Genomic DNA, 25,799 nt, shown 5'->3' on the forward strand with positions numbered 1-25,799 from the left:
GCAGGAAAAGCATTAATCTTCTCCCGCTTCATCTTTCCTTGCTTATTTTTCACCGTCTTCTGGCTGATCTGTCAGCTTGCCAATAGAATCTCTCATATCCGTATCAGCAGTAATATTCTTGATATTCATATAGTCCATTACTCCGATGTTACCAGAGCGCAATGCTTCAGCCATCGCAAGTGGTACTTCTGCTTCTGCTTCCACAACTTTCGCACGCATTTCCTCTACACGGGCGCGCATTTCTTGTTCTTGTGCAACAGCCATTGCACGACGTTCTTCGGCTTTTGCTTGTGCAATTTTCTTATCTGCTTCTGCTTGGTCAGTTTGTAATTCTGCTCCAATGTTTTTCCCGATATCAATATCAGCAATATCAATGGAAAGAATCTCAAATGCAGTACCTGCATCCAACCCTTTTGACAAAACGGTTTGTGAAATCATATCAGGATTCTCAAGTACTTTCTTATGATCTGATGCAGAACCAATTGTACTTACGATACCTTCACCAACACGAGCAATAACTGTTTCTTCACCAGCACCCCCGACAAGACGTTCGATGTTTGCACGGACCGTGATACGAGCTTTTGCTTTTACTTCAATCCCGTCCATCGCCACACCGGCAATGAATGGTGTCTCAATTACTTTGGGGTTAACGGACATCTGTACCGCTTCTAAAACGTCACGACCTGCAAGATCAATCGCAGCTGCGCGTTCAAATGTTAATTCAATGTTTGCACGTTGAGCCGCGATAAGGGCGTTTACTACACGGTCAACATTACCACCAGCTAAGTAGTGACTCTCTAATTGATTCGTTGAAACTGCTAAACCTGCTTTATGTGCTTTAATGAGCGGGTTAATTACACGACTTGGAATAACACGTCTTAATCTCATCCCTACAAGTGTGAAAATACTTACTCTAACTCCTGCTGCTAATGCGGAAATCCATAGCATGACCGGCACAAAAGTAAGTAAAACAGATAAAAAGATAATCCCTAGAACAACTGCTAACAAAATAATTAAAGTACCTGGATCCATAGTAAAATTCCTCCTAAATATTATTCAACAGAATGGATTTCCCGTACGACAATACGAGAGCCTTCCGCTTTTACAATCGTTACTTTTTTGTTTGCCCCGATAAAGTTACCTTCTGTCACAACATCAATTCTTTCTTCGTTAATGACAGCGGTACCTGAAGGCCTTAACGGAGTTAATGTTACCCCATGCTGCCCTACCAATTCAATTCGTGATACATTTGATACATATCCTTGCTCTGTATTGGTGGAATCACGGAGTATAATCCGGTCAAATAAACGGATTTTCTTGCCGAATACTGTAAACAACAATACCATCGCAATAATTGTTACAAGCATAGCAATCAATAAGGATAACCCCATTCCTGCAATATCATCTGTTGCCAAAAAGAAACTTGTCACCACAGCACCAAGGCCAAGTATACCAAGTATCCCTCCCGGCACAAAGAGCTCTAAGACAATGAGCACTACTCCTACCACAAACAGAATAATCGTTTCCATTCCAGCAAGCCCAGCTACCATATGTCCATAAAAGAACAACAGCAAGGCACTGATTCCCATCGCACCAGGTATCCCGAATCCAGGGGAGTATAGTTCCAAGACCAACCCTAGCGAACCTATTGATAAGAGAATTGGAACAACAACCGGATTGGTTAAAAACCTAGCCACATTTTCTGCAAATGTAACTTCTGAGGTAACAACTTCGGCATCCTCATAGCCTAATTCACTAAGTAAAGCATCCAAATCGGCTACGGTCCCTTCTGAATATTTAACATCAAGTGCAGAAGATGCCCCAAGAGTGACTAAGTCTCCTTTAGGCGCTCCAACTTCAGGAAGATCTAAATCTTTGTCCGCCATTCCAAGCGCATATTTAGGATCCCGTCCATTAGATTCGGCTGCATTTTGCATTTCTCTTAACCAAAAAGATTGAGCTTTATCCTCTGCTGCACTTCCATCTCCCGTAATAACAGCCGCTGCTCCCATAGAAGCATTCGGCGTCATATAGATTTGATCAGCGTACAAAGCCAAATAAGCTCCTGCAGACAACGCCTGACTGTTGACAAAAGCAACCGTCGGAACAGATGTCCCTTCGAATTTATTTGCTATTTCAGTTGCAGCATCCACTAATCCACCCGGTGTATGGATATCAAAAACTATTAAGTCCGCTCCATCTTCCTCAGCAGTTTGAATGGACCTGTTAATAAATGATAAAAGGCCCTTTTCAACCGTGCCATTTACCGGTATAACATGGACCAGTTTCTCGGCACTGCTTGTGTGTGATGGCAAAAGCGGCAATACCGATAAAATAAGTGCCAGAACAAAAGCGCTAACATAACTAATACGAAGAACTTTTTTCATCGTGTCCTCCTCTCCAAAACCTATTCATTTTATCATCACCGTAACCAGTATGTAATACGCACGATAAATCTCAAAGTTTCACGATGTTGATTTTTTTTGTAAGAAAAATTAAAAAGTGTGGCGGTTATGTGACAAAATGAAGAAGAAATGATAGGGAATATTGTAGTCAACTTGCTTAAAAAATAGCACCTTACATAGGTAAGGTGCTATTTTGGGTTTTTATGAAAGATGTTGTTGTACAAGTTTGTTAACAAGGCTACCGTCCGCTTTGCCTTTAACTTTAGGCATAAGTGCTCCCATTACTTTGCCCATGTCAGCTTTCGAAGTAGCGTTCACATCAGCAATCGTCTGTTGGACAATTGCTGAAAGATCGTCTTCTGATAACTGCTCAGGCATATAATGTTCAACTATTGCAATTTCACCCTGTAATTTATGAACCAAGTCTTCACGACCGGCTTTATCAAATTCTTGGAGGGAGTCTTTACGTTGCTTTAATTCACGAGACAATACGGTAAGTTCTTCCTCTTCAGATAAGTCTCTGCCGTGCTTGATCGATTCGTTCTGAATCGAAGACTTAACCATTCGGAGTACGGAAAGCTTCTCTTTGTCCTTATCCTTCATAGCTTGCTTAATATCGGTATTTAAACGCTCGAGAAGACTCATTCTTACACCCTCTTGTTAAAATTTACGCTTTCTAGCAGCTTCAGACTTCTTCTTGCGTCTTACGCTTGGTTTTTCATAGAATTCACGCTTTCTTGCTTCTTGCAACGTTCCAGTCTTTGAAACTGAACGTTTGAAACGGCGAAGAGCATCTTCAAGCGATTCGTTTTTACGAACAACTGTTTTTGACATTCTAATTCCCTCCCTCCAGAACAACCACTAACATTTTCAGAAAAAACATGATCCCATAAATGCAAAAAAGCATGTATAGAACATGTACTTACCAATTATAATATATTCACTATTGCTGGTCAACAATTATAAGGAAATGCTTTAAAACAATCTTGTTTAACTATTATTTCGATATAGGTTTATCACGTTGGAATCCTTATTTGCCAGCATATATTGAGATCTACCGAGGTATAGGGGAATCGAAAGTTTTTCCCAGTCCGGCAGTCCATTTTCGGCAAATAGACCTTTATCCTTGTAAAATCCGGTCATCTCTCCCACAAACCAGTCATGATCCCCATATGTTTGCTGGTCCATCAATTTGCATTCATAAGCAATATACGCCTCTTTTAAGATAGGTGCCGAAACTGTTTTTCCTTGTTCATACTCTATATTGAGTTCTTTAAATTTATTCTGCTCTTTTCCTGTAAGCATGCCAGACTGTTGTATGTAATGAGCGAATTTTTCAGGTACAAAGTTGATCGCGAAGTCTTTAGAGTTTTCAATAAGGTGATGCGTATATCTTTCCTTTGCAATGGCAACCCCATAGATTGGGGGTTCATATGATATGTAGCTATGCCATCCTGCAGCCATAATATTCTGTTCACCATTCCATTTAGCTGTTACCAGAGCAACCATGCCTGGGTAGCTATGCATGACGGTATTTGTCGTCCACTCCCTCATGTGCGTAATCTCTCCTTTTCTTCTCCTACTTGTCATTCTTGTCCATCACCCGCCATATATTGAGATAGAGGTGATGGGCTTGTTTTCTATTATAACGTTATTAGCTGTTTATTTAGCGATATTTTTAATTGGCATGACCGTTATGAGGTCAGGGTTGCTTCAATTATCCGAGGAGAGGACAAAAGGGTACCTCACCAAATTCACAGATATGCCTTGGAAAGGTTTGTTGATCGGGATATTAATCACTGGACTATTGCAGAGTAGTTCTGCAGTGATGGTTATTACTGTCGGTTTGGTGGCGGCAGGCTATCTAACCTTTTATCAGTCCATTGGCATCATGCTCGGCAGCAACATCGGGTCTACTTTCATAACAGAGCTCATTACTATAGATATTTCACAGCTGATTTTCCCCATGCTCATTATCGGATTCATATTTTTATTTTCTAAAAAGAAATTGCCTTTCAGTTTTGGATCCAGCTTGTTTGGGCTTGGATGTTTGTTTGTGGCGATGAATGGATTTGAATCCCTGGCTATACCCTTGGCTGGTTTTCCTTCGGTGCAGGATATGCTTGCGATGACAAATGACCACCATCTATTTGGTGTAGGGATCGGGACACTCCTTACAGCCATCATCCAATCAAGCTCAGCTACGACGGGGATTAGCATGAGCTTTTTAAATAATGACTTATTATCTCTTTCTGCAGGAATTGCGATTATGCTCGGAGCTAATATCGGAACTTGTGTGACTGCTTATTTGGCTAGTATTGGTTCTATCCGGGAAGCAAAGTTAACGGCGTATGCACATATATGGTTGAATGTGATTGGAGTGGCAGTGTTTTTCCCTTTAATTCCTTGGTTGGGTGGGTTTGTGTCCATGCTTGCTTCTAGTGGGGATGTTCAGTTGGCACACTCTAGCTTGATTTTTAATGTGATTAGTTCTGCTTTGGCGTTGCCGTTTGTGCGGCCTTTCGCGAGGTTTGTGGAGAGGGTGCATGGGTGACTTAGCTTTGTAGAGGGTGGGACATGGGGGCGTTCTCTTTGACCGTTTGTAGAGGTTTGTTGCCTGTTGGGCTTAGAGGATTGTTCTCTACGACTGTTTGTAGAGATATTATAACTATTCGGGCGTTGAGTTTCCTTTTATTTACTTCTATACAACCGTTTGTAAGAGCTCCTCTATACGACCGTTTGCCTTGATTTATGACCTGTTCGGGCTTTTAGAGCTCCTCTATACGACCGTTTGCGTTGATTTATAACCTGTTCGGGTTTTTAGAGCTCCTCTATACGACCGTTTGCCTTGATTTATAACCTGTTCGGGCTTTTAGAGCTCCTCTATACGACCGTTTGCCTTGATTTATAACCTGTTCGGGCTTATAGAGCCCACCTATACGACCGTTTGAGTAGACTTCTACCTTGTTCAGGCTTATAGAGCTCCTCTATACGACCGTTTGCCTTGATTTATAACCTGTTCGGGCTTTTAGAGCTCCTCTATACGACCGTTTGCCTTGATTTATAACCTGTTCGGGCTTATAGATTCCTTTTTTTTCCTACCACGCAACCACCCCAAGGGTTATTTAAACTTCCGGTTAAATAGAACAAGAAAACTAAAAAAGCACTCCCCCAAGCAAAAATGCTCAAGAGAGTGCTTTTTCACACATCTTAGTAATCCGTATCAGCTGTTAATCCTTTAACAATAGCGATACCAGAACTTGCTCCGATACGTGTAGCTCCAGCTGCGATCATTTCTTCGGCACCTTTAGCATCACGTACACCACCGGAAGCTTTCACTCCGATTTCAGGTCCTACAGTTTGTCTCATAAGAGCGATGTCAGCAACAGTTGCTCCTCCTGTAGAGAAACCAGTGGAAGTTTTCACATAGTCAGCTCCAGCTTTTACAGCCAGTTGGCATGCTCTTACTTTTTCTTCGTTTGTAAGCAGGCAAGTTTCGATGATAACTTTAGTCAAAGCGCGACCTTTTGCAGCGTCTACAACTGCGCGGATGTCTCTTTCTACTAGCTCATCGTCACCGTCTTTAAGTGCGCTGATGTTGATAACCATGTCCACTTCAGTGGCACCATTCTCAATGGCGTTAGTTGTTTCAAATGCTTTCACTTCTGGAGTGTTTGCTCCAAGAGGGAACCCAATTACTGTACAAACTTTAACATTGCTTCCTTCTAAAAGTTCTGCAGATGTTTTTACCCAAGTTGGGTTAACACAGACAGATGCAAAGTTGTATTCTCTCGCTTCTTGGCAAAGTACTTCTACTTGTTCTTTTTTTGTATCGGCTTTCAATAATGTATGATCAATCATTTCTCCAATGTTTGTATGCATGTTCATACTCCTTTCAAGTTAAGAGGTCTGACCTCTAACATCATAACATGTTTCAATTACTTTGGCGAGTACAATGTTAGTATTGCCTGCAACTTTTTCTTCACGACAAAAAAGTGACTCCATAATAATGGAATCACTCTCTATATTTTCTTATGAACTGAGACGAATATTTTCTTCTTCAAGTCGTGGCGCATCTTCAAGGACACGAACGAATTGTCCCTCGTTGTAAGGATATCCAGCTTTTACAATTTTTACTTTTACAAGCTTTCCTACCATTTCTTCCGTTGCAGGGAAAACAACCTTTAGATAGTTGTCTGTGTAGCCAACATATAAGCCTTGGTCTGGTGCTTCTTTGTAGATTTCTTCCGGAATCACTTCTAACACTTCGTCTTCAAAAGTGGAAGCATATTCTTTTGCCAGTTGATCAGAAAGTGCAATTAAGCGGTGAACTCGCTCATTTTTCACTTCTTCATCCACTTGGTCCGTCATTCTTGCAGCTGGAGTTCCTGTTCGTTTAGAATACGGGAATACGTGCAGTTCAGAGAATTTATGCTCTTTAATGAAATTGTACGTTTCCATGAACTCTTCTTCAGTTTCACCAGGGAATCCAACGATTACATCGGATGTGATCGCCAGACCAGGTAAGGCTTCTTTCAATCGGTCCAAACGCTCAGCGAAGAATTCCATCGTATATTTACGACGCATTCTTTTCAAGACAGTGTTGGAAGCGGACTGAATTGGAATATGAAGGTGGCGGACAATTTTATCTGAATTGTTCAGTACTTCAATTACCTCATCCGTGATTTGGCTCGCCTCAATGGAAGAGATTCGGATACGCTTTAAGCCTTCCACTTTTTCATCCAATTCACGAAGAAGCATGGCAAAGTTGTAATCCTTCATGTCTTCTCCGTAACCGCCTGTGTGAATTCCAGTTAAGACAATTTCCTTATATCCTGCATCTACCAATTGTTGTGCTTGTGTAACAACCTCTTGCGGGTCACGGGAACGCATAAGTCCACGAGCCCAAGGGATGATACAGAATGTACAGAAATTATTACAACCTTCCTGGATCTTCAGGGAAGCACGTGTACGATCAGTAAATGCCGGCACGTCTAACTCTTCATAGACACGAGCTTTCATGATGTTACCGACGCCGTTGATTGGTTGGCGCTCCTGTTTAAACTGCTCGATATAATCAAGCATCTTCACGCGGTCTTGCGTACCAACGACGACATCGACTCCGGGAATCGCCATGATTTCAGCAGGAGAAGTTTGTGCGTAACATCCAGTCACACAGATAACAGCGTCAGGATTTTTACGGATGGCACGACGGATCACCTGACGACTTTTCTTGTCTCCAGTATTTGTAACGGTACAAGTATTGATGACATACACATCTGCCGTACCTTCAAATTCTGTACGTTCATAATTATTTGCTTTGAAAAGCTGCCAAATAGCTTCTGTTTCATAATGATTCACTTTACACCCTAGTGTGTGAAAGGCAACAGTTGGCATGTTTTCCACCTCACATTAATTCAAAATGATACGAAATTGCGGCAAGCGCATAAAGCGGCGCCGTTTCCGTTCTTAATATTCTAGGCCCGAGCGCACAAGGAACAAATCCATGCTCCACCAGTTTATCTATTTCCTTATCAGTAAGGCCCCCTTCAGGACCGAACACACAAAGAATTGATTCGCCGTGTTGCAAGCTTTTTAACATGTTCGCAAAAGAGGAACGCTCCCCTTGTTTTGCACTCTCTTCATAGGCAACCATTTTATAAGTATAGTCTTTACTTTTCTCTAGAAGTTGGGATAAAGAAGCGGGTTCCTCAACCACTGGCACCATGGAACGATGAGACTGCTCAGCCGCTTCCTTAGAGATCTTATTCCAGCGTTCTACTTTCTTTTTGCCCTTCTTTTCGTCCCACTTTACAATCGAACGAGCAGCATTAAAAGGGATAAACGATTCTGCTCCGAGTTCCGTTCCCTTTTGTATCACTAGCTCCAATTTATCCCCTTTAGGCAGCCCGTTCGCAATCGTAACACGAACTGGAATTTCCGTTTCAGCCTTTATCCATTCTACAATATCTGTTACTACCATATCATTGGTAATTTCAGCAATTTTGCAAAGGGCCGTTTGCCTCGTTTCTGAACAGCTGCATAGGAGTTGATCGTCCTCGTTCATCCTCATAACCCGTGTGATATGATGAACATCCTCCCCTGTTATGGTGATGGATGTTTCATCTATTTGATTGGAGTTAACAAAATAACGTTGCACGATCTTCACCCTCGCTTATTCTTCTTTTTTGGCAATAAATGCGACCCAATCTTCCATCATCATCGTTTCTTGTATTTTAAAACCTGACTTAATAAGGGCATCTTTTACTTCTTGCTTTTTCATACTGATAATTCCGGAAGAAATAAATGTCCCACCATTCTCCAATACGCGGTAAACATCATCAGTGAAACGGACAATAACTTCTGCCAAAATATTAGCAACAACCACGTCAACTGGGCCTTCTACATTTTTAAGCAAGTTGTTCTGTTTCACCGTCACTGTTGGATGTACTTTGTTGAGTTTGATATTAAGTTTAGCAGACTCCACTGCTACATCATCCAAATCCAGAGCAAGTACTTCCTTTGCGTCTAGCATGGCTGCTGCAATACTTAAAACTCCAGAACCAGTCCCTACATCAATGACTTTATCTTGAGGCTTGACCGTTCTTTCAATTGCTTGGATGCAGAGTACCGTTGTTGGGTGGGTACCAGTTCCAAACGCCATTCCCGGGTCAAGCTCAATGATTTTCTCATCGGAGCTGACTGGCTCATAAGTTTCCCAAGTAGGGACGATCGTGAACTTCTCAGAAATCTTGACTGGATTGTAGTACTTTTTCCATGCTGTAGCCCATTCTTCTTCGTTCACTTCACTGATGGAAATGTTGTTCAGTCCAAGATCAATATCATAGACCAAAAGGTTATTGATTGCATCCTTTATGCCCTCTACTGTTTCACCTAAAAAGCTGTTTACAGGCAGGTAAGCTTTCATTACAACGCCTTCTTCAGGGTAATCATCTGGATTGAGTTGGTATATCTCTCCGAATTGATCTTCTCTTTCTTTCGTAAGTTCGAATGGATCCTCAATGACGACCCCACTTGCACCTGCTTCGTGAAGAATATGGGATATCGGTTCCACTGCCTCATTTGTTGTATGGATACTAATTTCTGACCATTTCATACATACCAACTCCAATCCTAGCTTACTGAAAGCTATTGATACTTTTTATTCACCTTTGAGAACACGTTTCACTTTTGAGAAAAAGCTATCTTCTTGTTCGTCCGGAGCTTGCCCGCTTGTTTCGGCAAATTCACGGATTAATTGTTTTTGTTTTTCTGAAAGTTTTGTAGGGGTTACCACTCTGATCTTGATATGTTGATCCCCTTGACCATAGCCACGTACATTGGCAATTCCTTTGCCTTTTAGGCGGAAGTTCGTACCAGTTTGTGTTCCGGCTGGTACTTTCAGTTTCACTTTTCCGTGCAATGTTGGAACTTCTACTTCGTCACCTAAAGCTGCTTGCGCAAAAGTAATAGGCATTTCACAATATACATCATCGCCGTCACGCTCGAAAAATTCGTGTCTGCGTACATGGAAGACTACGTATAAGTCTCCAGCAGGTCCACCGTTCACACCAGCTTCTCCTTTACCTGCTACGCGTAATTGTTGACCTTCGTCCACACCAGCAGGGATGTTGACTTTGATTTTATTGCGTTTTTTCACGCGACCTGCTCCATGGCATGTTGTACATTTGTTAGGGATGGATTTCCCGGAGCCGTTACATTTGGAACACGTTCTTCTGTTAACGATTCGACCAAATGGAGTGTTCTGCTCTACACTTTCCTGACCTGTTCCACGACATTGAGAACATGTTTCCACTTTCGTACCAGGTTTTGCACCTGTACCTGAACATGTATCACATGTCTCTTCCACAGGAATTTCAATGGTCGTTTCTTTTCCGAATGCTGCTTCTTCAAAAGAAAGTGTCATTGTGTATTGTAAATCAGCCCCTTGTCTTGGAGCGTTTGGATCACGACGCCTTCTTCCTCCGCCTTGACCACCAAAAAACGTTTCAAAAATATCTTCAAAGCCGAAGCCTCCGTCAAATCCAGCGCCACCGCCAAAACCTTGGTTAGGGTCTGTATGTCCAAATTGGTCATAGTGCGCTTTCTTTTGGTCGTCGCTTAGTACTTCGTAAGCTTCTTTGATTTCTTTGAATTTGTCCGCTGCATCGTCTGCTTTATTGATGTCCGGATGGTATTGTTTGGATAGCTTTCTATAAGCTTTCTTTATTTCATCTTTCGACGCGCTTTTACTGACGCCAAGCACTTCATAGTAATCGCGTTTACTCATTAAATACCCACTCCCGTTTCATTCACATAAAGGTTATTGTATCACCTGAAAGAGGGAAAAAGCAATAAAAGTTATGTGCTTTAACCCTGTATCTGGTTAACTCCTTGGTACCTTCCGTTTCAGGTGGTCGCTTTCCGGGGGGCGGTGTTTGAGCCTCCTCGGCAAGCCTGCGGGGTCTCAACCTACCGCTACCTCCCGCCGGAGTCGACCACCTTCCACTCCAGGCACCAAGGGAAATTCTTATTTACATAAAAAGAAAGCCAAAGCCATGGCTTCGACTTTCTTTTTATCTTTATCAGAAAAGCCCTAGGACTTTATCTTCACTTTTTATCGTCGTTTACTTCTTCGTATTCTGCGTCGACTACGTTGTCGTCGTTGTTCGTAGCGCCTTCTGCACCTTCTGCTCCTTGAGCGGCTTGTTGTGCTTGTGCAGCCTGCTCATAAAGTTTCATGGAAAGCTGTTGGACGATTTCTTGAAGAGCATCCTTTTTTGTACGGATTTCTTCTAGGTCGCCTTTTTCGATAGCAGCCTTCAATTCTTCTTTAGCGTCTTCTGCTTTTTTCACTTCTGCTTCTTCCACTTTACCTTCTACTTCTTTAAGTGTTTTTTCAGTTGTGAATACAAGCTGATCTGCTTCGTTGCGTAATTCTACTTCTTCTTTACGCTTTTTGTCTGCATCCGCATTCTCTTCCGCTTCTTGAACCATGCGGTTGATTTCGTCCTCGGATAGACCTGAAGAAGATTTGATAGTGATTGCTTGCTCTTTGTTTGTTCCAAGGTCTTTCGCACGAACGTTTACGATACCGTTTTTATCGATGTCAAAAGAAACCTCGATTTGTGGAACGCCACGCGGTGCTGGCGGGATATCCGTCAATTGGAAACGACCTAATGTTTTATTGTCGCTTGCCATTGGACGCTCCCCTTGAAGTACGTGAATGTCTACCGCTGTTTGGTTGTCAGCAGCTGTAGAGAATACTTGTGACTTACTTGTAGGAATAGTTGTGTTTCTTTCAATAAGCTTCGTGAACACACTGCCCATTGTTTCGATTCCTAAAGAAAGTGGTGTTACGTCAAGAAGTACTACGTCTTTAACATCACCAGTAAGTACTCCACCTTGAATAGCAGCACCTAGAGCAACTACTTCATCCGGGTTAACCCCTTTGTGTGGGTCTTTACCAGTTTCTTTTTTGATTGCATCTTGTACAGCAGGAATACGAGTAGATCCACCTACAAGGATAACTTTGTCAAGTTCAGAAGCAGAGATACCTGCATCTTGTAATGCTTGACGAACAGGACCCATTGTACGTTCTACAAGTCCAGCAGTTAAATCATCAAATTTTGCACGGGACATGCTAACTTCTAAGTGAAGTGGTCCAGCTTCTCCAGCTGTGATAAATGGTAGAGAAATTTGTGTACTAGTTACACCGGAAAGATCTTTCTTCGCTTTTTCCGCTGCGTCTTTCAAGCGTTGTAATGCCATTTTATCCTTAGAAAGGTCAATGCCGTTCTCTTTTTTGAATTCTGCTACAAGGTAGTCAATGATCACTTGGTCAAAGTCATCTCCACCAAGACGGTTGTCACCAGCTGTAGAACGTACTTCGAATACGCCATCTCCTAGCTCTAGTACAGAAACGTCAAACGTTCCGCCACCAAGGTCATAAACAAGGATCGTTTGATCTTCGTCCATTTTATCAAGACCGTATGCTAATGCTGCTGCAGTTGGTTCGTTGATAATACGTTCTACTTCAAGACCAGCGATCTTTCCAGCATCTTTTGTAGCTTGACGCTCTGCATCATTGAAGTATGCAGGAACAGTGATAACAGCTTTTGTAACTGTTTCTCCAAGATATTCTTCTGCATAACCTTTTAAGTGTTGAAGAATGATCGCAGATACTTCTTGTGGAGAGTACTCTTTTCCTTCTACTTCCACTTTGTAGTCTGTACCCATGTGACGTTTAACAGACATGATGGTGTTAGGGTTTGTGATGGATTGACGTTTTGCCACTTCCCCTACTTGGCGTTCGCCGTTTTTGAAAGCAACAACAGATGGAGTTGTTCTGTTACCTTCTGGATTTGGAATTACTTTTGGTTCGCCGCCTTCAAGCACAGCTACACATGAGTTTGTTGTACCTAAGTCAATACCGATGATTTTACTCATTTTGTTTTTCCTCCTATTGCAACTTACATTAATATGTAGTTATTTTTATGTTCCATTCACAGTTGATTTCCGTTGCAGGCACTCGCTTTCCGCGGGGCGGACCTTGAGCCTCCTCGCTTCGCTGCGGGGTCTCAACATTGTCGCTACTCCCCCGCAGGAGTCTCGTGCCTTACACTACAATCAACAAGTTATTGCTTTACTTTTACCATAGATGGTCGGATTACGCGGTCTTTGAGTTTATACCCTTTTTGGAACTCTTCCAAAACAGTGTTGGATTCCGCTTCTCCTTCTTCCACCTGCATGACTGCCTGGTGTAGGTGTGGATCAAAAGACTGTCCAATTGCTTCGATGGATTCTAAACCTTCTGATTTAAGTGCCTCCACTAACTGACGGTGCACCATTTCCATGCCTTGTAAAAATGTTTTGATTTTCTCATCCTCTGAATCGACTTTAAGCGCTCGCTCAAAGTTGTCTAAGGCAGGAAGTATATCTGTAACAAGATTTTGTGCACGATATTTCTGTGCAGCTTCTTGGTCAAGTCTCACACGACGACGGTAGTTATCAAAGTCGGCTTGCAAGCGAAGTAGGCGATTTTCCGATTCTTCAAGCTTAGCTTCCAATTCGGAGATTTTTTGCTGTTCAGCAGAAACTTCTACTTCTTCTACTTTTTCCGTCGTTTCTTCCGTTGCTTCTGTTGTTACTTCTTCATTTTCAACTGTTGCTTGTTCGTTCTCGTTTACCAATGGTTTCACCTCCCTCAAAGTGTAAAAATCATGTTGTTTTTCCATGGCGATAGGACGGAGCAAGAACTCCATCCTCTAACAATATTTCCATGCTCAGTCCTTTTGATACAGTTTATTGACGGCCTGTGAAAGGTCGGAACTAACAAGCTGCAAGAGACTGATGACGCGGGAATATTCCATTCTGGTAGGTCCAAGTAATGCGATCGTCCCAAGCTGTTCGGGTCCAATGGAATAACTGGCTGAAATAATGCTGCAGCCCTCCATACCTGGGATATTATTCTCGCTGCCTATCTTAATATGGATGCCAGCTTCTTTTGCACGAATATGCTGAGACAGATCCTTACCTTGGTCGATCAATAACATCAATGAACGAATCTTATTGATGTCATTAAATTCGGGTTGGGCAAGCATATTCGTTTTGCCTCCGAAAAACACCTTATCTTTTTCTTCCATGTAAAGAGTGGAACTCAAGGATTGAAGTATGTTTTCGTAGTTTCCAATATGTGACCTTAAAAGGGTTGCCACTTCTTTATAGAGCTTGTTGATAAGCTCTGAGAGAGGCACTCCGACTAAGCGTTCATTTAAGATATTGACCATTTTTTGTATGTCGGATGAATCCATGCTTGCCGGAAAAGAAAACATACGATTCTCTACATGACCGGTATCCGTTACAATAATGGCAACTGCCTGTTCTGTATTTATAGGGATGATTTGAAGGTTCTTAAGCCTATGATCCCTGACACCCGGTCCAAGGACAATGGATGTGTATTTCGTCAGATCCGAAAGAATCTGCGCTGATTTTTGAACCGTTTTTTCTAATTCATATATTTGCTCGCGAAAGATGGATTTAATTTCAAATACATCCCTCTTTGTGAGCCTTTCTGGAGAAAGCAGGTGATCAACATAATAGCGATACCCTTTTTCTGACGGTACTCTTCCTGAGGAAGTATGAGTTTTTTCGATAAATCCTAATTCCTCCAAATCTGCCATCTCGTTTCGGATAGTGGCTGAACTGAACGAAATTTCATCTTTCTTTGAGAGCGTTCTGGAGCCAACAGGTTGTGCAGATCGGATAAAGTCGTCAATTATGACTTGCAATACTAACAACTGTCGTTCTGTAAGCACTCAGCATCACCTCTGTTAGCACTCCTATTCATCGAGTGCTAATTCTATAAATAAATTACCAAATACCTATTCACATGTCAATCAGATCGCACCAATAAAACCTTGAAAAACTTCATTACCTAAAAATTTTCCTTTTCTTGTAAGGCGTATATGATCGTTTAAATGTTCTAGTAGGCCTTTTTTAAGATTTTCTTCAATCGGATCTTTAAATATTGTGAGCAAATCTTCCTCAAATTTTCGCTTGAATATGGAACAAGAGACTCCCTCATTTTTCCTAAGTCCAAGGAACATTTCTTCTTCCATTTTTTCCGTTTTTGTTACCTTATGCTGATCCTTATACGGAAACCTCATATCTTCTATAGAGTCCATGTACTTTTTCAACGGACCATGATTGGCAATTCTCACTCCATCCATATATCCGTGAGCACCTGCTCCAATTCCATAATAAGCTTCATTGTCCCAATACGTAATATTATGTTTGCTTTCATAGCCCGTTTTAGCAAAATTAGAGATTTCGTATTGCTGATAGCCGTTTTTCGCCATCTCATCCAATAGCACTTCGTACATTTCGGCTTCTTCTTCTTGAGTTGGTAAAGGAAGCTTCCCTTTGTTCATCAGATTATAAAAAACAGTTTTGGGTTCAATAATCAAGGAATAAGCAGAATAATGCTCCATCTCTAAGGAAAAAGCAGTATGCAATGTTTCCTTGAAATCAGCCACTGTTTGATCTGGGAGACTGTAAATTAAATCAATACTGATATTTTTGAAACCTGCTTGTCTGGCATGTTCGATAGACTTAAAAACATCCGCTTTTCTATGGGATCTCCCGATTCTTTTCAAAAGATCATCATTAAAGCTTTGCACACCAAAACTAAGCCTGTTAACACCACCTTCTTTTAGGAGACGGAGTTTATCCAGTGATAGATCACCAGGGTTGGCTTCGAATGTGTATTCCATTTCAGGTTTTACCGGAAAATGCTTTTGAACCGATTCTAGCAAATATGCCAATTGCTTCTCATTTAAAGCAGTAGGCGTTCCCCCGCCGACAAAAATGGTTTGTAGTCCAGTGGCAGGGTGTAATTCTATCGTATTTTTCATTTCTGTATCCATATATGCCAAGTACTCATCAACCGGCTGGTTTTTCAGAAATACTTTGTTGAAATCACAATAGTGACAAATATGTTCACAAAAAGGGATATGGATATAGGCTGATTTAATCATAAGATCACACTTTCGTTTGTTTACTTCGTATCTGTTAGCTTATCACATGTGGCGGTTGTATGAAAAAATACCGCAGATTAAGCTGCGGTATTTTTGTTATTATTTTTTGTTGGCATTGTCGTCCATTTTCAAAACGGCCATAAATGCTTCTTGCGGTACTTCTACAGAACCGACTTGCTTCATGCGTTTTTTACCTTCTTTTTGCTTATCTAAAAGCTTACGTTTACGAGAAATATCTCCACCGTAACATTTTGCAAGAACGTTTTTACGCATTGCTTTAATGTTTGACCTTGCAACAACTTTCTGACCAATTGTCGCTTGGATTGGTACCTCGAATTGCTGTCTTGGAATAAGTTCCTTTAACTTTTCCACAATGATTTTTCCGCGGTCATAAGCAGAATCACGGTGAACGATAAAGGACAGGGCATCGACTTTCTCAGCGTTAAGCAAGATATCCATTTTTACAAGATGTGACGGTTTGTAGCCGATCAATTCATAATCAAATGATGCATATCCTTTTGTATTGGATTTCAATGCATCAAAGAAATCATAAACAATTTCCGCTAATGGAATTTCATAAATAACGCTTACGCGAATATCATCAAGATACTGCATATCAATAAAGTTTCCGCGCTTCTCCTGGCACAGTTCCATAACTGCACCTACGTAATCATTAGGTACCATGATTGTAGCTTTTACATAAGGCTCTTCTACTCGATCGATTGTCTGAGGATCCGGCATGTTAGACGGGTTGTCCACACGCAATTCCTCCCCATCAGTCAAATGTACATGATAGATAACGGAAGGAGCTGTAGTAATCAAATCAATATTGAATTCACGCTCAATACGCTCTTGGATGATTTCCATGTGTAGCAGTCCAAGGAATCCGCAACGGAAACCGAAACCTAATGCTTGGGACGTTTCTGGCTCATATTGAAGCGCAGAGTCGTTTAGTTCAAGCTTTTCAAGGGCTTCTCGCAAATCATTGAATTTTGCAGAATCGATTGGATAAAGTCCACAGAATACCATAGGGTTGAGTTTACGGTAACCTGGAAGTGGTTCTGCAGCTCTATTTTTCGCATGTGTGATCGTATCACCAACACGAGTGTCTCCAACATTTTTGATGGATGCAGACAAGAACCCAACATCTCCGACTGTCAGCTCTTTAAGTTGAACAGGTTTTGGTGTGAATACCCCTACCTCATTCACCTCAAACTCTTTACCTGTAGCCATCATACGGATCTTATCTCCAACTTTGACTGTCCCTTCCACGATACGGATATATGCTACAACCCCGCGGTAAGGATCGAATAAGCTATCGAAAATAAGTGCTTTCAAAGGTGCGTCTGGATCGCCTTGAGGGGCAGGGATTTTCTCCACTACCTGTTCAAGGATTTCACTGATACCAATACCAGCCTTGGCACTTGCCAATACTGCATCTGATGCATCAAGTCCGATTACATCCTCAATTTCCTGACGTACCCTCTCAGGCTCGGCACTTGGAAGGTCAATTTTATTGATGACAGGCATGATCTCGAGTTCGTTATCAAGTGCCAAATACACATTTGCTAATGTCTGAGCTTCAATTCCCTGTGCCGCATCCACAACAAGAACCGCTCCTTCACATGCAGCCAAACTTCTGGAAACCTCATAGGTGAAATCGACGTGTCCAGGTGTGTCAATAAGATGGAAAATATATTCTTCGCCATCATTTGCTTTATATCGTAATTGAACGGCATTCAATTTAATCGTAATCCCGCGTTCACGTTCAAGGTCCATGGAATCAAGCAATTGATTCTTCATTTCCCTTTGTGTCAATGCAGACGTTTTTTCTAAAATACGGTCTGCTAGTGTTGATTTCCCATGGTCAATATGGGCGATGATGGAAAAGTTTCTTATCTTTGATTGTCGTTTTAACCGTTCTTCTCTGTTCATTATCTGTTTCACTCCTACACTTTCGGCAACGTACACTATTTCTGATTATATCAATACGGACAAGAAGATTCAATGAAATTTGAAGGGTTTGGGTTTTCACAGATAAAAAGAAGCTTCCACCTAGGGGAAATGGTGGAAGCTGCACTTTTTATATCATCCTGTTTTCTCTTCGACGGTGTCTTGGACTTTGTTGAAGAGTCCACTCATTATTCCAGAGACTCCGTCCGCTAACTTTTTGCCGGCGGATGAGAAGACATTGTAGGCTTTGATACCTTCTAGCTTTTCTTGTTTTTCTTTCATATCTTGGGTGTCTAGTTGACGACCCAGGATTGTTCCATTATAGCCTTCAGCGGATTCCGCCACATGAAATACTTCTTCTTGAAAAGCAGGATCATCGTATCCCTTCATCTTCCGCATCCCGTCATTGGCCTGTTGCATTCCCAAAAGTACTCCAAGAAACAGCACCAGAGAAATGAATAAACATTTGACCATAAACCTCTTCATCGCACTTTCAGCTCCTTACTATTTATCATTGGGCGTCCCCTTCAGGTGTCCCGTCTACCTTTTCAGCCTGCCAGTAGATTTCACCGAAAACTTCTGCAAAAATCTCAAGGGTTCGGTTCATTTCTTCAAACGTATTATCCACTCCACCAACCTCTATCAACATAGAATTAGGAGAAAGATCTTGATTGTATATGCCATTACGAGTTTCGACAGCTGGTGGAACAAATATACCCTTACTTAAACCAGGGTGCAGCTTTTCCAGTTTATTATGAATCTGCTCAGCTAAGTATTGGTTCTTTTCATAGTTTTGGTTTTTCTTTCCTATTACAAAATACAAACGAGCGTGAGGGACACCGTTAATGTCCATCGTTGTACTTTTTCTCCTACCGGAATCTCGGTGAACGTCAATCAAGTAATTCAGGTCTTGATTGCCTGCCATAGCTTCTTCCACGATTGGCCTTGTTACATCATAGGATTGTCCATACACCCATCCTCTATTTTTCAACGCCAACGCCGTATCAGTTGTATCTATGTCAGTCCCAATTCCACGCCGAATCAATTCCTCCTGAAGTTTTTTGCCAAGCCGTGTCACATTGACTTCAGGGTGACTTGCAGCATTTGGACTTGTCACTCCTTCCAAATATGGCAAAAATGATTCCCTTGAGTGAGAGTGATAGATGAGAACAGTCCTCTTATCTCCTGTTGTCTGAGCAGGCGGAGGTGTATCTTCCCCTTCTTCTTCTTCTTCTACTTCAATAATGGAAGCTTGTCTCTCTTCAAGCAACACTTCCATCGGAGGGGATGATTCCACCGGCATATCTGTGTAATTGACACCTGACCCTGCAACTAGAATTTCTCCATCATAATGAGCAAAACCTGGGATTTCATTACGAATTAGGCTGCGCGGGTCATCTAAGTTGAGACTTGTTGTAAGCTCAAACAAGGCGGAAGCATAATTCGGCGCCTTTGCTTCACTTGAAAGCCCTTGGGTAAAATAGGCGTTAGTATACCCGAATATATGTAACAGCGACTCCCCTGAGAATCGTTTGGAGAACTCATGAATGGAGCTCGAGCTGACTCGATATTCTGGTTTTAGAGAGGTCATGACACCGGATACCGCAAATACGAGAATAAATCCTAAGATCACTGCTACGACTGATTTTTTTAAGCTTGTCCCATTTAATATGATGATGTGTGAGGAGCGGTAGCCCTTCATTTTCTCACCCTTTCACATACTTGTTGCTACTATATGTATGCGAAAGGGAGAAAAGTAGAACTATGCCGTCTAATGAGTATATGCGTCAACATTATCTTGATTCACATGGTAGTGCAGAGCAGCGTTTAACCCTTCTGCTATAACATTTGCCATATCTTCTATAAAATCATCCACTTCTTTTGGCGTTACCATCAAATTATGACCCAGCGGCGAGAGAACCTCGTGGATTAATCTCCTCTTCTCTTCTTCTTCAAGCGTCCCCACAATTCCAAGGAAATTCTTCCGGTGTTCCTCCCCTGGAAGATCCTCTTCGGTAAGCTTCCTTTTTTCTCCGAACGTCATACCAGCAGGTGCAAGAGACCTTGAAGGACTATCTCCTTCTTTCATCTCTTTGCCAAAGTGCTTCAAAATGAAATCAATCGTATCACTTGCCATTGATACAGCATCCACTACAGTCGGAATACCAATAGCAATTACCGGAATTCCCAGCGTTTCCAAACTTAGTTCTTTACGTTTGTTACCAACACCGGATCCTGGATGAATCCCAGAATCGGAAATCTGAATAGTCGCATTTACACGCTCAATTGATCGGGCAGCCAATGCATCAATGGCAATGACAAAATCAGGTTTCGTCTTTTCCACCACACCGACAATAATGTCACTCGTTTCAATTCCAGTAATCCCCATAACACCAGGGATAATGGCACTTACCGGCCTAAATCCATCTTGAACTGATTCTGGCTGCAGTTTAAAAAGATGTCTTGTAATTAATAGATTTTCACATACTAAAGGTCCAAGTGCATCGGGCGTCACATTTGAATTCCCAAGCCCCACGACTAGACAGGTTGCATCCTTAGAGATATTAAGCGAGTTTAAAAAGGCACTAAATTCTTTAGCAAAAACTACCTCTACCTTCTTTTGGAGGTCACTGTCCTTCTGGCGAATCCCCGTTGTTTCAAGCGTGAGATAATTACCAGGTTTCTTTCCAGTCATCTCTGCCCCTTTGTCAGATATGGTGACAGTGGTAATATTAACTCCATCTGTTTGCCTTTCCTTTACCACCACACCCTCAATAGTTGAAACTGGTTGTGATGTTTGATTGCTTTCGTTAGTTTCATTTTGATTTTGCTGGTTCTGGTTTTTCCCATTTTGACGGTTTTGTTTTTCAATCGCCATCTGATTGGCTTCAATCGCCAGATCGGTTCTTACTTCATATTTACTTAAATCCAAAGGTTGTTGTTGGGGTTGTTGTTGAGTCATTTATGCACGCCTCCAGCATTGCCAAATTTTAGTTTTATTTTGACCTTACATTCTTTTTTCATGCATAGGAAAACCCCTGTAATTAACATTCAAGAAAATTCCCTTGACTCCCTATTGCATAATCATTATGGATTTGATAAAATATCACTTGTTCTCATAAGTATAGAAATGTCGAGTTTATATATTCTCGATCGTTGAATTGTATGGAGGTGAAAGATATGCCAAACATTAAATCTGCTATCAAACGTGTAAAAACTAACGATGTACGTCGTGCTCATAACGCTACTATCAAGTCTTCTATGCGTACTGCTGTGAAGAAAGTAGAAGCTTTTGTTGCTAACAACGATGTTGAAGGTGCAAAAACTGCTTACCTAGAAGCTGCTAAACGTTTAGACAAAGCTGCGCAAAACGGTATCATCCACAAAAATGCAGCAAACCGTCAAAAATCTCGCCTAGCGAAAAAAGTAAACGGAGCTACTGCATAATAAAAGGGCGATCCGGACGGGTCGTTTTTTTATTTTTTGTCCTTTGGGGGTCAGACCCCCAAAGGATTTTTTCTATTTATGTCGAATACCTTATGATACTGCGGTTTTCTGCTATTTCAGGTGGTGAGAAGTCCAAATGTCCGAAGAATTTTGGTTTTTGACCGAAGTTTCCGCGAAGTTGGCCGAAGTTTTTGCAAAGTTGACCGAAGATTGGAGCTATTTGACCGAACCGATTTTTTAAATGGCCGAACCCCCATTAATCTTGACCGAACAAGGTGGTGTAATTGTCCGAAGTTCCTTAGAAATAGTTAAATTGTTGACCGAACCAACGAAATATTTGTCCGAACACTTCCAGAGAAGCTCAAAATGACCAAAAACCACCCTCTTTTGTTAAAAAAACGTGTCTCAGCACTCAAATTTAGAATAGCAGTATACACAGTACCCCTAAACAACAAAAAAACCACCGAACACCTAATTGTTCGGCGGCTAGCAGTTATCTTCTTATTCTTATTCCATTTAGTTCATTTCACCGGCGCAAGTTTAATCAGCAGCATTTCCATCGCCAGCTGTTTATCTATTTTCCCGCTCTTCATCAAATAATCAGCCTCAGCCAGGTCGTCGACCATTTTCATTAGTTCCTCTCGATCAAAATATCTTCCTTGTTGGGACGCTAACTTTACACGATACGGATGCACCCTTAAGATCCCAGCCATCTTTTGCTGACTATATCCTTGCTCACTTAAATCTTTCACCTGATACAGCAAACGGAACTGATTGGCAATCAACGCGTGCAATTTGATTGGCTCTTCATTGTTGCGCACCAAATCATAAAACAGCTCCAACGCTTCGTCCACTCGCCTATGTACCATTTTTTCAATCAATTCGAAAACCGAATGTTCAATGGATTTGGCTGCCAACATCTTGACTGTATCAACGGAAATTTCCTGCTCAAATGCGCCAATATACATCGCCATTTTATTAATTTCCTGTGAAAGCACGGACAAGTTGACACCTGCGATCTTCAGTAGTTCATCAGCGGCCGCATCACCAAGATCGGCACCGTTTCGCATCGCTTTTTCCTTCATCCACGCCTTAAGATCCCGCTCCCCCAAAGGTTGAACTTCAATTACCTCTGCCTGCTTTTTCAACTGCTTGAAAATCTTTTTCCGCTCATCCAACTTCTCATAAGATGCCTGTATAACAAATATGGTATAAGGTGCAGCTTCTTGTATGTATGCAAGAAATCGGTCTGTATTATGTTCGACTTTACTTTTGCTTTTTTCTGCAGTCAGAAAGAAAGGATTTGATAAAACCACCACTCTTCTTTCCCCCATGAAAGGCAATGTTTCTGCATCTTCAATAGCCACATCCACTGGTTGTTCTTCCATATCATAAAAAGAAAGATTAAAATCATGCTCTTCCGCGTTTAGTGCAAGCTCTATAATGGAGTCTCTAATTTCTTTCATTAAGAATGTTTCCGTTCCCAATAATAAGTATATTGGCGCAAAATGTTTGGCCTTTATTTTTTTCATTGCTTCGATTCCCATTTTTTTGCTCCCGTCATCTGTTTCTATACACCCTTATCGTACATGAGAATTATGTAGATTGACAAGCATCAAAGCCGTAGGAAAATGCAAAGGAGACTAGTTCTCACCTACAAAGAACTAATCTCCATTTTATATAAACGTTAACGATGCAAGCCCCAGGTAACTCGCCCGTCAACGATTGCCCCGTTTGGGTGTAATACTATGTTCTCCCCTAAATTGCGAACTATTTGTGACAACTCTTGTCAATGGAGGAAAAGCAAAAATGTCTGGTGGATTTTTTTTGCTGTATAGCTTATACTAATGTGTGATAGGAGGGATACTTATGAACGAATTTGAGAAAAGCGTCCAAAGTAAACGTAACGATGCAGTTGATTCTGGTGTCGGTTTTATCGTATCCTTCGGTTTTTTCGCAACAATCTTTGCAATGGCAACATTGATTCAGTACTTAGGATCTTAATGACGGCATAACGATACATACCGTCGCGATTCTTTTCCAAAGCCAGTTGTGAAAAGAATGAGGATAACTCAAAAGCTTCGCTATAAAAGAGACTGCGTCTAACATGGTGCAGTCTCTTTTTCTTTTTTGATACTGTATCCTATGGGATTAGAGTGGAAAACGTTCCTCCCCGATGTGTAAAATCAAAGAGAATTGCACCTTGGAGGTCTGTCCTATACACTTTTGCATCCACCTGTGATAATCGGTCCAGCACCTTTTGATGCGGATGTCCAAACCGATTATTTCTTCCTACAGAGATAATGGCAACATCCGGACTAATAGTATCCAGAAAACTGGCAGTTGAAGAGGTGTTACTTCCGTGGTGACCAACCTTCAGTACATCCACATTAAGGTTTGGATAGTGATGTAATAAATCCCGCTCTCCTTCCTCCCCCATATCACCTGTAAAAAGCCATTTTTTTTTACCCAACACGGCAAAAAGCACGATAGATCCTTCATTTTTACTCTCATAAAATTTAGTCGGATGCAAATATAAAAAGCTCGCTTCGCCCTCCTTCCACCCTGTGTTAGAAACAGCCATTCCAATACTTACTCCCCTGCGCTGCGCTTCTTTTATTATCTCCTGCTCCACTTCATCTTCACCAAACCCTTTAGGAACAATGACCTCCTTTATTCCTACTTCTCCCCAAAGACTTTCCACATTGCCTGTATGGTCAAAATCCCCATGCGTAAGAATCAATTTATCAAGACGCCTAACTCCTTCTGCTTTTAAAAACGGGACCAGAATATCTGAACCGCTATGAAATTCCCTCTTCTTCTTTTCCCATTCTTCTTGAGGAAAATTAAACGCACCGCCAGTATCAATCAGATACTTGCCTTTATTAAACGGCAGTCTTATAAAAATCGCATCCCCTTGACCGATATCCAACACCACTACCTTTCCAAAAGGATTAAAGTAATTGATATTCCAATGAAAAACCATACACAGTAAAAGAACAATCACAGCAGACCGTCGTTGATTCAATTCCCATTTGTAAAAAAAGAAGATGACAGAGAAACCATAGGCTGCCAATAAAAGGATGGGAGGCTTTCCGAACACTAACGTCCCTATTGGAAATTCAGCCATTCGAACTGCAAAAGAATTCATCAACTCTAACGGGTAGGATAAAAAGGGAACAAAGAGGGAGACATGATCTGGAGAAAGTAAAAGGATAAAAAACAGCAAAAATGAAACCGGAAGCACATAAAGGGAATAAAAGGCTACAAATAGTAGATTTAGAAGCGGGCTCCACAAAGAGAATTGGTAAAAGTGGTATAGAAGTAAAGGCAAGGAGGCAACTTGGGCAATTATGGAGACAAAAAATAATTGAGCAACGCCATTCTGTACTTTTTGAAGGCTACCTGATGCCAAAAGTAACGACAGACTGACGGAAAAGGAGAGCTGAAAGCCTATATGATAGAGATAGTATGGACTTAAAATTAAAACAAAGATACACGCCAAACCAATAGTATCAATGGAAAAGACCTTCTTTTTCATCAATAATAAGGTAAGGGCCACTCCTGTCATGGTTGCAGCTCTCATCACAGATGGTGCTCCGCCTGCAAGCAGAACATACAAGGGCAAAAGTAAAAGCAAAAACAGATTCATCCACTGCCTGCTAAGTCCAATTCTGATTCCAAGGTAAAATGTCGCCGCAGTGATGATTCCAACATGCAACCCGGAAATCGCTAACAGATGGACTAGTCCCAACTGCTGATAGGCATCAAGTATGCTTTCATTAAGACTGCTGCGGTCTCCGAAAATTAATGAAATCATAAAACTAGCATTTGTCTGATCCACATAGTTGCTTATTAAATTTATCCCTTGTTGCCTAATTTGTTTCATTGATGTTAAAAAGGATGTTTTTGTTGGTGAGAGGCAGGTTTGCGGAAGTGCATTTAAAGATAGGATCCAGTGGATTTTTTGTTCATATAAATATTTTTTATAGTTAAAAGCGTGAGGGTTACTTGCTCGTTGGGGCTGCTTTAATATTCCTGACCATACACATTTGTCCCCTACTGCCATTTCATTGAGCTGAGATGATTCTTCCTCCCGTTCCAAATAATATTCTACCATCAACACTTCATGAAGATTGCTCTTCATTTGAAAACTAGCCTTGTTTCCATCCATTATAAGTGGGGAATGGACTGTGCCTTGGAATTTAGTTTCATCTTTAACATGCATGGAGAAATTATGATGGTCCACGTAAGTCATATAGCTAGAAAAACCAACAGTGAAAAGGATGGTCAGAAAAAACAATCTTTGCGGTTTTTCATCAATACAATAGATTAGAGAAAAAAATAAAAGAGCAAGGGTGAGCAGCCCCCAATGGAAACCTGACCTGGAGACTGCAATGCCCAAACAGCTGGCAATGGCTAAATAGGCATAAAAGCCTGTCCTTTGTTTCATCGC

General features: G+C 41.4%; 23 protein-coding genes. 3 read left to right on the forward strand and 20 right to left on the reverse strand.

What is annotated here, in order from left to right; translation table 11 throughout:
- Positions 1 to 42: 42 nt before the first annotated feature.
- From floA to FZC76_RS07575, 5 genes are all read right to left on the reverse strand, one after another.
- Positions 43 to 1,032 (reverse strand): flotillin-like protein FloA, encoded by a 990-nt coding sequence (gene floA, locus FZC76_RS07555; protein ID WP_060665062.1) that lies wholly within the window; start codon positions 1,030 to 1,032, stop codon positions 43 to 45.
- Between the two features lie 20 nt (positions 1,033 to 1,052).
- The gene (locus tag FZC76_RS07560; protein WP_148987648.1) at positions 1,053 to 2,387 is read right to left on the reverse strand and encodes an NfeD family protein; all 1,335 of its coding nucleotides are present in this window, start codon (positions 2,385 to 2,387) and stop codon (positions 1,053 to 1,055) included.
- Positions 2,388 to 2,606: 219 nt separating this feature from the next.
- Positions 2,607 to 3,050, reverse strand: a complete 444-nt coding sequence (locus tag FZC76_RS07565; RefSeq protein WP_148987649.1) for a GatB/YqeY domain-containing protein — start codon at positions 3,048 to 3,050, stop codon at positions 2,607 to 2,609.
- A gap of 15 nt (positions 3,051 to 3,065) precedes the next feature.
- Positions 3,066 to 3,239, reverse strand: a complete 174-nt coding sequence (gene rpsU / locus FZC76_RS07570) for a 30S ribosomal protein S21 (RefSeq protein WP_010196218.1) — start codon at positions 3,237 to 3,239, stop codon at positions 3,066 to 3,068.
- Between the two features lie 156 nt (positions 3,240 to 3,395).
- Positions 3,396 to 3,959, reverse strand: a complete 564-nt coding sequence (locus FZC76_RS07575) for a flavin reductase family protein (protein ID WP_148987650.1) — start codon at positions 3,957 to 3,959, stop codon at positions 3,396 to 3,398.
- A gap of 73 nt (positions 3,960 to 4,032) precedes the next feature.
- Here FZC76_RS07575 and FZC76_RS07580 point away from each other — a divergent pair, with 73 nt between their 5' ends.
- Positions 4,033 to 4,959 carry a Na/Pi symporter gene (locus tag FZC76_RS07580; RefSeq protein WP_148988021.1) on the forward strand — a complete coding sequence of 309 codons (927 nt, stop codon included), beginning with the start codon at positions 4,033 to 4,035 and terminating at the stop codon, positions 4,957 to 4,959.
- A 656-nt stretch (positions 4,960 to 5,615) separates the two neighbouring features.
- On the opposite strand, the gene deoC is transcribed toward FZC76_RS07580, so the two are convergent.
- The 13 genes from deoC to gpr all read right to left on the reverse strand — a co-directional run bounded on the left by deoC (position 5,616) and on the right by gpr (position 20,858).
- Positions 5,616 to 6,287, reverse strand: coding sequence for a deoxyribose-phosphate aldolase (gene deoC, locus FZC76_RS07585; RefSeq protein ID WP_148987651.1), 672 nt, complete (start codon positions 6,285 to 6,287; stop codon positions 5,616 to 5,618).
- A 150-nt stretch (positions 6,288 to 6,437) separates the two neighbouring features.
- Positions 6,438 to 7,802, reverse strand: a complete 1,365-nt coding sequence (gene mtaB, locus FZC76_RS07590; RefSeq protein WP_148987652.1) for a tRNA (N(6)-L-threonylcarbamoyladenosine(37)-C(2))-methylthiotransferase MtaB — start codon at positions 7,800 to 7,802, stop codon at positions 6,438 to 6,440.
- A gap of 10 nt (positions 7,803 to 7,812) precedes the next feature.
- Positions 7,813 to 8,565, reverse strand: coding sequence for a 16S rRNA (uracil(1498)-N(3))-methyltransferase (locus tag FZC76_RS07595; RefSeq protein ID WP_148987653.1), 753 nt, complete (start codon positions 8,563 to 8,565; stop codon positions 7,813 to 7,815).
- Positions 8,566 to 8,580: 15 nt separating this feature from the next.
- On the reverse strand, positions 8,581 to 9,522 hold the full coding sequence (prmA, locus tag FZC76_RS07600) for a 50S ribosomal protein L11 methyltransferase (RefSeq protein WP_148987654.1): 942 nt from the start codon (positions 9,520 to 9,522) through the stop codon (positions 8,581 to 8,583).
- A 45-nt stretch (positions 9,523 to 9,567) separates the two neighbouring features.
- On the reverse strand, positions 9,568 to 10,695 hold the full coding sequence (gene dnaJ / locus FZC76_RS07605; RefSeq protein WP_148987655.1) for a molecular chaperone DnaJ: 1,128 nt from the start codon (positions 10,693 to 10,695) through the stop codon (positions 9,568 to 9,570).
- A 320-nt stretch (positions 10,696 to 11,015) separates the two neighbouring features.
- Entirely contained in the window at positions 11,016 to 12,854 is a 1,839-nt protein-coding gene (gene dnaK, locus FZC76_RS07610) for a molecular chaperone DnaK (RefSeq protein WP_148987656.1), read from the reverse strand.
- A gap of 188 nt (positions 12,855 to 13,042) precedes the next feature.
- Positions 13,043 to 13,642, reverse strand: coding sequence for a nucleotide exchange factor GrpE (grpE, locus tag FZC76_RS07615; RefSeq protein ID WP_148988022.1), 600 nt, complete (start codon positions 13,640 to 13,642; stop codon positions 13,043 to 13,045).
- A 48-nt stretch (positions 13,643 to 13,690) separates the two neighbouring features.
- The gene (gene hrcA, locus FZC76_RS07620) at positions 13,691 to 14,722 is read right to left on the reverse strand and encodes a heat-inducible transcriptional repressor HrcA (RefSeq protein ID WP_148987657.1); all 1,032 of its coding nucleotides are present in this window, start codon (positions 14,720 to 14,722) and stop codon (positions 13,691 to 13,693) included.
- 81 nt (positions 14,723 to 14,803) lie between these two features.
- Positions 14,804 to 15,943 carry a radical SAM family heme chaperone HemW gene (hemW, locus tag FZC76_RS07625; protein WP_148987658.1) on the reverse strand — a complete coding sequence of 380 codons (1,140 nt, stop codon included), beginning with the start codon at positions 15,941 to 15,943 and terminating at the stop codon, positions 14,804 to 14,806.
- A gap of 99 nt (positions 15,944 to 16,042) precedes the next feature.
- Complete coding sequence (lepA, locus tag FZC76_RS07630; protein ID WP_148987659.1) at positions 16,043 to 17,878, reverse strand: translation elongation factor 4; 1,836 nt, start codon at positions 17,876 to 17,878, stop codon at positions 16,043 to 16,045.
- A 153-nt stretch (positions 17,879 to 18,031) separates the two neighbouring features.
- Positions 18,032 to 18,382: a DUF3679 domain-containing protein gene (locus FZC76_RS07635; RefSeq protein ID WP_148987660.1), complete on the reverse strand. Its 351-nt coding sequence runs from the start codon at positions 18,380 to 18,382 to the stop codon at positions 18,032 to 18,034.
- Between the two features lie 25 nt (positions 18,383 to 18,407).
- Complete coding sequence (gene spoIIP, locus FZC76_RS07640) at positions 18,408 to 19,598, reverse strand: stage II sporulation protein P (protein WP_148987661.1); 1,191 nt, start codon at positions 19,596 to 19,598, stop codon at positions 18,408 to 18,410.
- Between the two features lie 69 nt (positions 19,599 to 19,667).
- Positions 19,668 to 20,858, reverse strand: a complete 1,191-nt coding sequence (gpr, locus tag FZC76_RS07645; protein ID WP_148987662.1) for a GPR endopeptidase — start codon at positions 20,856 to 20,858, stop codon at positions 19,668 to 19,670.
- A gap of 218 nt (positions 20,859 to 21,076) precedes the next feature.
- Here gpr and rpsT point away from each other — a divergent pair, with 218 nt between their 5' ends.
- A complete protein-coding gene (gene rpsT / locus FZC76_RS07650; RefSeq protein WP_010196181.1) occupies positions 21,077 to 21,343 on the forward strand; it encodes a 30S ribosomal protein S20 in 267 nt (88 codons plus the stop codon).
- Between the two features lie 521 nt (positions 21,344 to 21,864).
- On the opposite strand, the gene holA is transcribed toward rpsT, so the two are convergent.
- Entirely contained in the window at positions 21,865 to 22,890 is a 1,026-nt protein-coding gene (gene holA / locus FZC76_RS07655) for a DNA polymerase III subunit delta (RefSeq protein WP_148987663.1), read from the reverse strand.
- A gap of 322 nt (positions 22,891 to 23,212) precedes the next feature.
- Between holA and FZC76_RS07660 the strand changes: the two genes are divergently transcribed.
- Entirely contained in the window at positions 23,213 to 23,347 is a 135-nt protein-coding gene (locus tag FZC76_RS07660; RefSeq protein ID WP_010196171.1) for a YqzM family protein, read from the forward strand.
- 139 nt (positions 23,348 to 23,486) lie between these two features.
- On the opposite strand, the gene FZC76_RS07665 is transcribed toward FZC76_RS07660, so the two are convergent.
- The gene (locus FZC76_RS07665) at positions 23,487 to 25,796 is read right to left on the reverse strand and encodes a DNA internalization-related competence protein ComEC/Rec2 (protein ID WP_148987664.1); all 2,310 of its coding nucleotides are present in this window, start codon (positions 25,794 to 25,796) and stop codon (positions 23,487 to 23,489) included.
- Between the last annotated feature and the right edge of the window lie 3 nt (positions 25,797 to 25,799).

Origin of the sequence: Sutcliffiella horikoshii (genome assembly GCF_008180725.1) — a bacterium.
Taxonomy (GTDB): Bacteria; Bacillota; Bacilli; order Bacillales; family Bacillaceae_I; genus Sutcliffiella_A; species Sutcliffiella_A horikoshii_B.